This is a genomic window from Flavobacterium sp. TS_SC_5 (assembly GCF_056156265.1).
Genome location: NZ_CM149588.1, coordinates 2354278 through 2364605 on the forward strand (window position 1 = coordinate 2354278; position 10328 = coordinate 2364605).

The window sequence follows — 10328 nt, forward strand, 5'->3', positions numbered from 1 at the left end:
ATGGCAATCTCTTTTGATTTAAAAACCTTTGAATTATTTACAGTAATGTCGTTGGACAAACATAATCAGATGTTAAAAGACTGGTTTCTTTAATTTCTGTAAAACCGCCAATAACATCCACAAAATTATTCCAGCCACGCATTTTTAGAATTGATGCTGCGAGCATACTGCGATATCCACCGGCACAATGCAAAATAAATTTTTTGTCTTTTGGAAATTCTGCCAAGTGATTGTTAATTTCGTTTAAGGGAACATTTATTGCTCCAATAAGATGTTCCGATAAAAATTCGCTTTTCTTTCTGACATCAAAAATTAGTGTTGCATCAAAATCAACAGTGTCTTCCAGTTGTTTGGCCGTAATTCTATTTACCGTATCCAATTCAAAACCTGCCTTTTTCCAAGAAGTAATTCCACCGTTTAAGTAGCCAATAGTATGATCGTACCCTATACGCGAAAGGCGCACCATACTTTCTTCTTCCTTACCAATTTCTGTGACTAATAAGATTTCTTGTTTAATATCAGCAATCATTTCGCCCACCCACATAGCAAAACTTCCATCTAAACCAATGTTAATACTGTTCGGAATAAATCCTGCAGCAAATTCAGATGCGTCACGTGTATCTAATACTAAAGCTCTGGTTTCATTTGCCACAACTTCAAATTCGGTTGGATTTAATGGTGTTTTTGCTTTTTTTAGTATCGCATCCAAACTGTCATAACCATTTATATTCAGCAACACATTGGCAGGGAAATAGGCAGGAGGATTCGTCAATCCGGTCAAAACAGCGGTAACAAACTCGTCTTCGGTCATATTTGGGTTCAAGGCGTAATTGGTTTTCTTTTGATTTCCCAATGTATCGGTAGTTTCTTTACTCATCATTTTCCCGCAAGCTGAACCTGCTCCGTGATTGGGATATACAATCAAATCATCAGATAAAGGCATGATTTTGTTGCGTAAGGATTGGTAAAGATGTCTGGCCAGCTTGTCTTCGGTCAAATCAGCAACAACATGTTGCGCTAAATCGGGACGGCCTACGTCACCAATAAATAAGGTGTCACCGGTTATAATTCCGTGTTCTTTTCCGTTTTCGTCTATCAACAGAAAAGTAGTACTTTCCATGGTGTGTCCTGGTGTATGAATCACCTTAACTTTGTAGTTTCCAATTTCAAAAATTTGTCCGTCTTCGGCAGTAATAATTTCATAAGCCGGTTTTGCTGTTGGACCGTAAACAATTTTGGCATTTGTTTTATTGGCTAAGTCCAAATGTCCCGAAACAAAATCAGCGTGGAAATGGGTCAGAAAAACGTACTTAATTTTGGCATTGTCTTTAAATGCTCTATCAATGTACGGTTGCACTTCGCGTAAAGGATCAAAAATTGCCGCTTCTCCGTTACTCTCTAAATAATAAGCTGCATGTGCAATACATCCGGTGTAAATTTGTTCGATTTTCATAATCAAGGTTTTTGAATTAATAGTAGTTTCAGATAAATAAGATTAGGGCAAATTTAGAAGACACTTTTAATTCTCAAAGTGATAATTATCATACTAAAATAACTATTTTATCAGTAAATACAGTATGTGACAAAAGTCACAGAAGGAAATAAAACTGTTTTTTTATTTAATATGCACAAAAAAAACCATCATAAAGGTGGTCTCAATTAATTAAATATTGGAGTTTTTCAAGTGATTTTGTGGCTAAAATCAGTCCGTCGTTTCTAAATAACTTTTCTTTATTTCTGCTGAAGCTTCCAAAATAATATTGCTTTATAATCCTTATCCATTGTTGAAAGTAGGTATAACAAAGTCGATTTCCCCGCACACGATTCTCATATGGTAGTTACAAATTCACTTTTGTGGATGTTAAAAGAGATGTCGATCAAAACCTTAATTTTTCGGTTTCGTAAAAATAGTTACTCACTCCTTTTGCGTGTAATAATAGTTCTTAATTGTATCATTTTCTAAAAATTAATATCGAATTTAATTTCGCTGCTTTTCTGAAATTTCCATTTTAAATTGATTTAAAAACAAGAAAGTGAATGTTCACTCTGTAAATTTCCGAATACTAATTCCATTAAAAAGTGATAGTTGTCACATAAGCCAAAATAAAAAAATCCCTTTCAGTTTGACTTGAAAGGGATAACAAATTAAAAATCTAGGTATTAATTATTAAGCAGTTCCTTTTAGGATTTTATTCCAATACAACCATGGTAATATTTTAGTTTTAAGAATCCACATGGCCCAATTTGGTTTTGCCTGATTTATAGGGAAAGTCATTTTTGGCGTATTTGTATAATCAAATTCAGCCAACATTAATTTTCCATATTGTGTTGGAATAGGGCAGGCGCTATACCCGTCATATTTTGCGGTGGCTTTTTTATTATCCATAAATGCCAAAAGATTTTCTACCACAACCGGAGCTTGTTTTCTAATTGCCGCACCCGTTTTACTACACGGCGCATTGGTGCAATCTCCAAGGGCAAATACATTTGGAAAACGGATATGTTGCATTGTATTTTTGTCAATTTCCACATAACCTAATGGATTTATAGAGTCATGTAATGGACTCTTTTTTATAAAATCAGGAGCTGATTGTGGTGGAACTGCGTGGCATAAGTCAAAATTCAATGTTACTTTTTGAAGTTCTTCATCAGCGCTATTTTCGATGATACCGTAACAGCCGGCATTTTTAGAAGATAGTTTCTGGTTTAGGTTTTCATCAATTTCTTTGGTTTCAAATTCAACTGTTTTCTTTTCACCATCTATCGCTGTAACATTAGCGCCATAATGAACATGAATATTATATTTAGCCACTACTTTTTTTAATGTTTCAGCATATTCTTTGACACCAAATATTGCGCTTGCTCCAGAAATATAATGAACGTCACATTTATCCAAAATTCCTTTTTTGCGCCAATAATCGCAAGCCAAGTACATAATTTTGTGTGGTGCTCCTCCACATTTTATAGGTGTTGTTGGGTTTGTAAAAACCGCTGTACCACCTTTGAAATTTTCAATCATTTCCCAAGTATATGGTGCATGTTCAAATGAGTAGTTGCTGCTGACATTGTTTTTTTCCAGAGTTTCCTGAAGTCCTTTTATTTTATTCCAATCCAATTGAATTCCGGGGCAGACTACCAAGTAATCATAAGTGAATTCAGCACCCGAAAGGCATTTTACTTTGTTTTCATTGGGCATAAATTCAGCTACAGCTTCTTTGATCCAGGTGGTATTCTTTGGGATTACATCTTTTTCATTACGAATGGTCTTAGTGATATCAAATATACCGGCACCAACCAATGTCCATGCAGGTTGATAATAATGTTTTTCAGATGGTTCAATGATTCCAATGTTTAGATTACTTCTTTTGATAAGTAATTGGGAAGCAACAGAAAGTCCCGCATTTCCACCACCGATGATTAGTATTTGATAATGATTAGCCATTTTTTTTATTTTTTTAATAAAGAAATAAACATATTGAATTCCCATCAAGACAATTGTGACTTTTGTCACATAAGAGTGTTATTTTAGGAATAACTCTTTGGTGATGATATAAATTCCCATAACTAAAACGAACCAACCAAAAGCAGGTTTTAGTTTTGCGCCATCAATTTTTTTAGATAATGCTGTGCCAATAAAAATTCCAACAATAGCAAATGCTGAAATGGTAAATAAAAATTGCCAATCGATACCGTTTTCTCCACCTTCTCCAAAAAAACCGATTAGAGATTTGGCAGCAATAATTACTAATGAAGTTCCAACCGCTTCTTTCATGGGAAGTTTACTCAAAATAACTAAAGCAGGAATAATCAGGAATCCACCTCCAGCTCCCACAAGTCCGGTGATTATTCCAACCAGTGCTCCTTCTACTAGTATGAGTGGATAATTAAATTTTTGTTCCTGAGGTTCTTCAGAAGCTATTTTTTTATCTTTTTTAATCATGCTGTAAGACGCAATAATCATAATCACTGCGAAAAGCAGCATTAAGAAAAGGTCTTTCGTCAGGATAAAGTCTCCTATCGAAAATATTTCTTTAGGAATCGCAGGAACTATTAATGCCCTTGTAGTAAAAACGGCAATGATGGAAGGAATACCAAAAACAATGGCTGTTTTTATGTTTACCAACCCTTTTTTAAAATAGCCAACAGTTCCTACCGCACTAGTTAAGCCTACAATAAACAAAGAGTATGCCGTTGCTAGCACTGGTTCAACTGCAAATAAATAAACTAAGACGGGCACTGTAAGAATGGAACCACCTCCACCGATTAGTCCTAATGCAACGCCTATTAGTATTGACGCAAAATAACCGAAATATTCCATAATTGTAAATTTTATGATGCAAATATTGTCAGTTTAAATTTTAGTTACAGTAACATTTATCACACAGCGAATATTTTTTTAAAAATTTCAATATGGTTTCAGTATAATTTTATAATCTATTTTTTACCTCATTTAATTTATCGTGAAGTATGACATTATAAGCCATTTATCCTAAATTTTTAAGATTGTAGATATAAAAGTACGATAAATAAAAGTTTTTTTTTATTACTTAAATAGTAAAAATATAATTCACGATTATTTATATTTGTGAAAATAATAGCAATTTACGCCACCACATGTCAATTACGCCTCAATTACAAGAATTATCTCAGTCATTAGAAGGAACACTTTTATACGATGATCTCCATAAGACACTTTATGCCACAGATGCGTCCGCATATCGAATTATGCCAGTTGCTGTAGCGATTCCAAAATCAGAGGACGATATTGTCAAAATTATTCGCTTTGCAGCAAAAAATAAAATTTCAATTACGCCGAGAACTGCTGGAACTTCGTTAGCCGGTCAAACAGTAGGTAACGGAATAATTGTAGACGTTTCAAAACATTTCACCAAGATTGTCTCTTTTGATTCTGCACAAAAAACGGTTACCGTGCAGCCGGGAGTAATTCGGGATGAACTGAATTTATATTTAAAACCGCACGAATTATTTTTCGGACCTAATACTTCAACTTCAAATCGCTGTATGATAGGAGGAATGGTAGGCAATAATTCATCGGGAACTACCTCGATTCGGTACGGAGTGACCCGAGATAAAATAGTGGAAATCAAAGCGGTTTTGAGTGATGGGACTTTGGCAATATTTAAAGAAATAACTTCAGCCGAATTCATTGAAAAAACAAAAGGGAACACGCTTGAAAGTTCTATTTACAAGACCATTTATGAGGAACTTTCGAATGTAGAAAACCAGAAAGAGATTATCAAGGAATTTCCGAAACCTGAAATTCACAGACGAAATACCGGATACGCAATTGATTTGTTACTGAAATCGGAACTTTTTGGAGGAACCGAAAACACTATAAATCTAGGAAAACTCCTTTGCGGAAGCGAAGGAACGCTGGCTTTTACCACTGAAATTACACTAAAAGCAGATCATGTACCACCAATATATAATGTGATGGTGGTTGCGCATTTTCATACGATTCAAGAAAGTTTAGAAGCCGTGGTTACCGCGATGAAACATCATTTGTACACATGCGAAATGATGGATGATACAATATTGGATTGTACTAAAACCAATCGAGAGCAAGCCAAAAATCGATTTTTTATTCAAGGCGAACCAAAAGCGGTTATTATGCTCGAAGTAGCTTCACATCATAGTATGGAGGATGCCGAAAGACAAGCGAATGCTTTAATCGCCGATTTGGAAAGAAACAATTTCGGGTATGCTTTGCCAAAAATATATGGAGCTGATATTGATAAAATAAATGAGTTGCGAAAAGCAGGTCTCGGGCTTTTAGGAAGTATTGTGGGTGATAATAAAGCTGCTGATTCTATTGAAGATACCGCCGTTGAATTGAGTGATTTACCTAATTATATTGCCGAATTCTCCGCTATGATGGAGCGTCATGGTCAGAGTGCTATTTATTATGCACATGCCGGCGCAGGAGAATTGCATTTGCGTCCGGTTTTAAATCTCAAAACAACAGAGGGATTACATCAATTTAGAAACATTGCAACCGAAGTCGCAATTTTGGTTAAAAAATATAGAGGATCTTTGAGTGGGGAGCACGGAGACGGAATTGTGCGTGGTGAGTTTTTGCCTTTTATGATTGGGGATAAGAATTATGAATTGCTAAGAAGAATCAAACATGCCTTTGATCCTAATACCATTTTGAATGTAGGTAAAATTGTAAATGCTTTCAAAATGGATGAAAACCTTCGGGTGGAGGCGGGTAGAGAGGAACCGGATATACAAACAATTCAGGATTTCTCGGATAGTTTGGGGATTTTGCGTGCTGCTGAAAAATGCAATGGTTCTGGTGATTGCAGAAAATTACCTTCTGCTGGCGGGACTTTGTGTCCAAGTTATCGCGCTACCCGAAATGAAAAAGATACGACTCGCGCCAGAGCTAATGCGCTGCGGGAATACCTGACACATTCAGAGAAAGATAATAAATTCGACCACGAAGAATTGTATAAGGTATTTGAATTGTGTGTGAGTTGTAAAGCTTGTGCCAGCGAATGTCCCAGTAATGTGGATGTAGCGGCTTTGAAATCGGAGTTTTTGTACCAATATCAAAAAGCAAATGGATTCTCATGGCGCAATAAAATATTTGCTTTTAATGCGAAACTAAATGGTTTGGGAAGTATTACTCCAAAGTTTACGAATTTCATGGTGAATTTGCCTTTGGTGAAAAAAAGCATGGGAATTGCTCCAAAAAGAGAAGTGCCGCTTTTGGCTCCAAAGACTTTTAGAAAATGGTACGAGAAAAATTGGAATCAGGCGCCAAGTGATTCTTTTGTAAACGGAAAAGTATGTTTATTTTGTGATGAGTTCACTAATTATTATGACGTTTCGGTAGGAATCGATGCGTATGAGTTATTGACGGCGTTAGGATATGAGGTGATTCTGGTGGATCATGAAGAAAGTGGAAGAGCTTTTATTTCGAAAGGGTTTCTCGAAGAAGCAAAAGCAATTGCGAATACAAATGTGGCTATTTTTTCGGATTACATTACTGCAGATTTTCCTTTGATAGGAATCGAGCCTTCAGCTATATTGACCTTTAGAGACGAATATATTCGATTAGCAGATGATAAAAAAGGTGCCGAAAAATTAGCCAAAAGTGTATTTACGATCGAAGAATTTTTCAAAAATGAAATTACAAAAGGTAAAATTCATGAAGAGCAATTTTCCGATGAAGAGAAAATAATAAAAATTCACGGGCATTGCCACCAAAAGTCGTTGAGCACGATGGAAGCGACTTTTGCGATGTTGAATGTTCCTAAAAATAGTTCAGTTACCATTTATAATTCCGGTTGTTGTGGTATGGCAGGTTCTTTTGGATACGAAAAAGAACATTACGAAATCAGCATGCAAATGGGCGAAGATACATTGTTTCCTAAAATTAGAGCTACTGAATCGACGACAGCTATTGCAGCAGCTGGAACGAGTTGTCGCCATCAGATTTTTGACGGAACTAGCAGAAGAGCATTGCATCCGGTGACAATTTTAAGGAGTTGTTTGAAGTAATCAGTAGAAAATGAAGATATTTATCAGAAGCGGAAAAATGTCTTTTAGTTTTATGAAATTTATTTTTTTTAGTACTGAAATTGATTTATTTGACTTTTTAAATGAATAAAGAAATCATTTTAAAGGTTTTAAAAAATAATAAAAAAAATAGTTAGAGAAACAGCATTAGTTCAATTTGTTTTATACTTTTGATTTTTGAAGATTATTTGCATAATATCCAACATAAAAACACATAATTTACAGTATATTAATTTTTAATGATAAAATTTACAATATGGCGTTAAAGGGTTTATTTAGAAAAAAAACAGTACAAGATATATTAAAACAAGTTGAAAAAAATAATGCTGATGGACACAATGCCCTAGGGAAACACTTGACTGCACGAGATTTGACTGCTTTTGGTATTGCTGCAATTGTAGGAGCAGGTATTTTTAGTACCATTGGAAAAGCAAGTGCTGATGGAGGTCCTGCGGTTATCTTTTTATTCTTGTTTACTGCTATAGCATGTAGTTTTGCTGCTTTTGCTTATGCTGAATTTGCCTCAATGGTTCCCGTTTCCGGGAGTGCTTATACATATTCTTATGTTGCTTTTGGCGAAATTATAGCGTGGATTATTGGTTGGGCCTTGATTATGGAATATTCGGTTGGTAATATAACGGTTGCCATATCGTGGAGTGATTATTTTACAAGTTTACTAGAGAGTGGTGGCGTTCAGTTACCGCAATGGGTTCAAATGGATTTCTTGTCTGCTTCCAGAGGATTTGATGATGCAACTGCACTCATGCAAGGCGGAAAAGAATATGCCAACTTGAGTCCGGCTTTGCAAGATGCTTATATGGCTTGGACAACTTCACCTGTTATTGGTTCATTTCATTTTGTGGCAGATCTTCCAGCATTATTAATTATCGTTTTAATCACCGCATTAATTTACCGCGGGATGAAGGAGTCTCGAAATGCGAGTAATATCATGGTGGTTGTCAAATTATGTATCGTTCTTTTAGTAATTGCTGTTGGTGTTTTCTATGTAGATACTGCAAATTGGGATCCATTTGCACCTAATGGTGTTACAGGAGTTTTAAAAGGAGTTTCAGCAGTATTTTTTGCATACATCGGTTTTGATGCTATTTCAACAACAGCGGAAGAATGTAAAGATCCACAACGCGATTTACCAAGAGGAATGATGTGGGCCATAATTATATGTACCATTTTATATATTGCAATTGCCTTAGTTTTAACTGGAATGGTTTCTTATGACCAATTGAATGTAGGTGATCCATTGGCTTTTGTATTTGAGAAATTAGATCTGAAATGGATGTCGGGAATTATTGCAGTAAGTGCAGTAGTTGCTATGGCTAGTGTCTTATTAGTTTTCCAAATGGGACAACCGCGTATCTGGATGAGTATGAGTCGTGATGGTTTGTTGCCAAAACGTTTCTCAAAAGTACATCCAAAATATAAAACGCCTTCCTACGCTACAATCGTGACTGGTTTTGTGGTTGCCGTTCCAGCTTTGTTTTTGAATTTAACACTAGTTACGGATTTGTGTAGTATTGGAACTTTATTCGCCTTTGTATTGGTTTGTGCCGGAGTTTTAGTGTTACAAAACAGAACTGATATCCCTCGTGGAAAATTCAAAACTCCTTATGTAAATTCAAAATACATATTGCCAGTTTTCATTATTATTGGATTAGTATTTGCTTTTGGTTACAATGAAAAAGCGACTATGGATTTTATTACGAATGAAACACAGATCAATAGTTCATCGGATATTATCACATCGTTAAACAAAGAAGAAACCCAAAAAGTATACGAGTATTTAGTGCGTATTGACGCTAATAATAGTACGGATGAAACGCCAGATTTAGAACTTTTATTAAGTCAATACCAACAAGACGATGCAAAATATTCCAGTATTATAGCTGGTTTGCCAATTGCAGACGCTGTGAAATATGAAAGTGGTTTTAGTTTGTTTAAACATAAAATTCCAATGTGGATTTTCCTTATCGTTTTGGTTGGATTATTGGTTTGGTCTTTTAAATCAAACTTATCATTGATTCCGTTATTAGGCTTGATTTGTTGTTTGTATATGATGGCAGAATTGAGTGTTTGGAACTGGATTTATTTTGGAATCTGGCTTTTGATTGGATTGGTGATTTATTTTGGTTTTAGCCGAAAAAATAGTAAGCTTAATCTATAGAAGGTACGCCACATTAACATATTATTTACAAGCTTAAGACTATAAAAAAAAACTGACTACTTAGCGATAAAGAGTCAGTTTTTTTTGCTTTTATAGGGGATTAATAGCCTGTAAGTTAATATATCGTACCATATTTTTACTTCAATTAGCAATTTGGGGCTCTAAAACTGTGCTTTATAACGAGTAAATAATACATTTTGTCGAATAAAGGTCTTATTTAGTCTTTTTTTTTTGGGTCATCACTAGTAATTGCTTAAAAACTTACATTTGCAGGGTATTGTGTAATTAAACATTGATTTTGGATTTTTTTTGTAATCCTTAACAATTAATTATTGTAAGTGATAATTAAGTTTACAAAACAGATTTAAAATATAAAATTCAATATATGAAGAACTTTACTTTTATTATCTCTTTTACAGTGTCTTATTTTATCTCTATCTTATACAAATATTTTGATAATGTAACTTTGTTCTATTTGTACTCCATACAAATTCGTCATAAATTCTCTAACGAATTAGCCGTGACTATTTTTACTAATTGCCGAACCATCAATATTTATCCACAAAAGAATTTAGTGCTTTTGAGTTGTCCAATAAACTAG

At 34.8% G+C, this 10328-nt stretch carries 6 protein-coding genes; 3 read left to right on the forward strand and 3 right to left on the reverse strand.

What is annotated here, in order from left to right; genetic code table 11:
* Positions 1 to 37 precede the first annotated feature (37 nt).
* The 3 genes from AC0J6S_RS10445 to AC0J6S_RS10455 all read right to left on the reverse strand — a co-directional run bounded on the left by AC0J6S_RS10445 (position 38) and on the right by AC0J6S_RS10455 (position 4318).
* Positions 38 to 1453, reverse strand: coding sequence for an MBL fold metallo-hydrolase (locus AC0J6S_RS10445; RefSeq protein ID WP_474953753.1), 1416 nt, complete (start codon positions 1451 to 1453; stop codon positions 38 to 40).
* A 714-nt stretch (positions 1454 to 2167) separates the two neighbouring features.
* Positions 2168 to 3442: an NAD(P)/FAD-dependent oxidoreductase gene (locus AC0J6S_RS10450; RefSeq protein ID WP_474953754.1), complete on the reverse strand. Its 1275-nt coding sequence runs from the start codon at positions 3440 to 3442 to the stop codon at positions 2168 to 2170.
* Between the two features lie 78 nt (positions 3443 to 3520).
* Complete coding sequence (locus tag AC0J6S_RS10455) at positions 3521 to 4318, reverse strand: sulfite exporter TauE/SafE family protein (RefSeq protein ID WP_474953755.1); 798 nt, start codon at positions 4316 to 4318, stop codon at positions 3521 to 3523.
* A gap of 296 nt (positions 4319 to 4614) precedes the next feature.
* Here AC0J6S_RS10455 and AC0J6S_RS10460 point away from each other — a divergent pair, with 296 nt between their 5' ends.
* The 3 genes from AC0J6S_RS10460 to AC0J6S_RS10470 all read left to right on the forward strand — a co-directional run bounded on the left by AC0J6S_RS10460 (position 4615) and on the right by AC0J6S_RS10470 (position 10328).
* Entirely contained in the window at positions 4615 to 7530 is a 2916-nt protein-coding gene (locus AC0J6S_RS10460) for an FAD-binding and (Fe-S)-binding domain-containing protein (RefSeq protein ID WP_474953756.1), read from the forward strand.
* A gap of 274 nt (positions 7531 to 7804) precedes the next feature.
* The gene (locus AC0J6S_RS10465) at positions 7805 to 9727 is read left to right on the forward strand and encodes an amino acid permease (RefSeq protein ID WP_474953757.1); all 1923 of its coding nucleotides are present in this window, start codon (positions 7805 to 7807) and stop codon (positions 9725 to 9727) included.
* A gap of 385 nt (positions 9728 to 10112) precedes the next feature.
* Positions 10113 to 10328, forward strand: a complete 216-nt coding sequence (locus tag AC0J6S_RS10470) for a hypothetical protein (protein ID WP_474953758.1) — start codon at positions 10113 to 10115, stop codon at positions 10326 to 10328.

What these genes read in the sequence shown, in the direction of transcription:
- AC0J6S_RS10455 (WP_474953755.1), bottom strand. Translation starts at nt 4,318, where the DNA reads ATGGAATATTTCGGTTATTTTGCGTCAATACTAATAGGCGTTGCATTA.
- AC0J6S_RS10470 (WP_474953758.1), top strand. Translation starts at nt 10,113, where the DNA reads ATGAAGAACTTTACTTTTATTATCTCTTTTACAGTGTCTTATTTTATC.
- AC0J6S_RS10450 (WP_474953754.1), bottom strand. Translation starts at nt 3,442, where the DNA reads ATGGCTAATCATTATCAAATACTAATCATCGGTGGTGGAAATGCGGGA.
- AC0J6S_RS10445 (WP_474953753.1), bottom strand. Translation starts at nt 1,453, where the DNA reads ATGAAAATCGAACAAATTTACACCGGATGTATTGCACATGCAGCTTAT.
- AC0J6S_RS10465 (WP_474953757.1), top strand. Translation starts at nt 7,805, where the DNA reads ATGGCGTTAAAGGGTTTATTTAGAAAAAAAACAGTACAAGATATATTA.
- AC0J6S_RS10460 (WP_474953756.1), top strand. Translation starts at nt 4,615, where the DNA reads ATGTCAATTACGCCTCAATTACAAGAATTATCTCAGTCATTAGAAGGA.